Below are 1,055 nucleotides of genomic sequence, written 5' to 3'. Positions count from 1 at the left end.
ATTTTTGTAGGGCTGTCTTTTGGTTCTTAAATACTCAGTCGTCCTAGAACGACGTTGTGCCTATAACTGTCAGTCACCGCGCGTATTTCCACAATTAGACTTTAGGATGAGACAGAGGGGTGTGCCGGAAAATGCTTGAAATAAAAGTAATTATGGGAGCTAGGTCACCAGGATTTATGTGTATGGCGCGGTGAGATTTGGCAGATCGCCCTTGGTGAGGCGCACAAAAACCAAGGCGGCAGAAATCGCATCTTGCAGTGCGTCGTGTTTATCTTGAATGGGCAGTTCAAGGTGCTTGCAAATCGCATCCAGACTTAAGTCGAAGTAGGCATTGGGTAAATGCCGTTCTAGTTTGTCGTGATAAATCTGGCTGACTTCAATTAATGGGTTTGGCAATGGGAAGCCGAGTTGCCTTTGGCAGGCAAGGTCGAGAATTTTTTTGTCATAGCGAATGTGATATCCGACTAAAGGACGGTTGCCGATGAACGCGAGCAGTTTCAGCAACGCTTCTTTCTCGCTGATACCATCAGCCAGATCTTGGTGGCGAATTTTATGAATTTTCACTGACCCAGAATCTAACGATTGGGGCGCACGTAAGCGTACTTCAAAAGGCTGACTGGTGAGGATGCGGTTGTCGATGATCTTGGTTGCCGCGATGGTTACCAACTCAGCACGGTTCGGATCAAGGCTGGTGGTCTCACAATCTAGAGACACAAACTCGGTTTTGTGTGGCGCACAAAACAGCGACTGATAAGGCGAGCCTTTCAGTTTGTAATGCCAATATTTGCGTTGTAACCAGTTCATCCTCTACGCCTCATTTTGACTTGTGTAAGCGCTTAATCGCGGATTTGATAGTGGAAGCCCAAGAACTGCTTAAACTTCTTCACCACATGCAAGCTATGACGCAGCAAGTCACGCTCGGTTCGGTCTAACTGTTTGATATCAATGTTGTTAAGTGTTTCTTGTTTACTCAATTGCTGATGAAGGCGAATCTTAAAGAACAGCTTCAACGCTTCGTTTAAGTTGTCTGCGGTCTCAGGTTCTAAGATGCGTTT

2 protein-coding genes are annotated in these 1,055 nt (G+C 46.0%); both read right to left on the bottom strand.

Going from position 1 to position 1,055, the window contains the following annotated elements; translation table 11 throughout:
* Positions 1 to 174: 174 nt before the first annotated feature.
* Positions 175 to 804 carry a 3'-5' exonuclease gene (locus R7E00_RS25055; protein WP_005478580.1) on the bottom strand — a complete coding sequence of 210 codons (630 nt, stop codon included), beginning with the start codon at positions 802 to 804 and terminating at the stop codon, positions 175 to 177.
* A gap of 32 nt (positions 805 to 836) precedes the next feature.
* The coding region (locus tag R7E00_RS25050; protein ID WP_318124916.1) for a putative nucleotidyltransferase substrate binding domain-containing protein at positions 837 to 1,055 on the bottom strand (219 nt) is incomplete at its 5' end.

The organism is Vibrio sp. Vb1755 (assembly GCF_033338635.1).
Taxonomy (GTDB): Bacteria; Pseudomonadota; Gammaproteobacteria; order Enterobacterales; family Vibrionaceae; genus Vibrio; species Vibrio alginolyticus.
The sequence above is the reverse complement of the archived record's forward strand: the minus strand, read 5'-3'. Positions and strand labels throughout refer to the sequence as shown.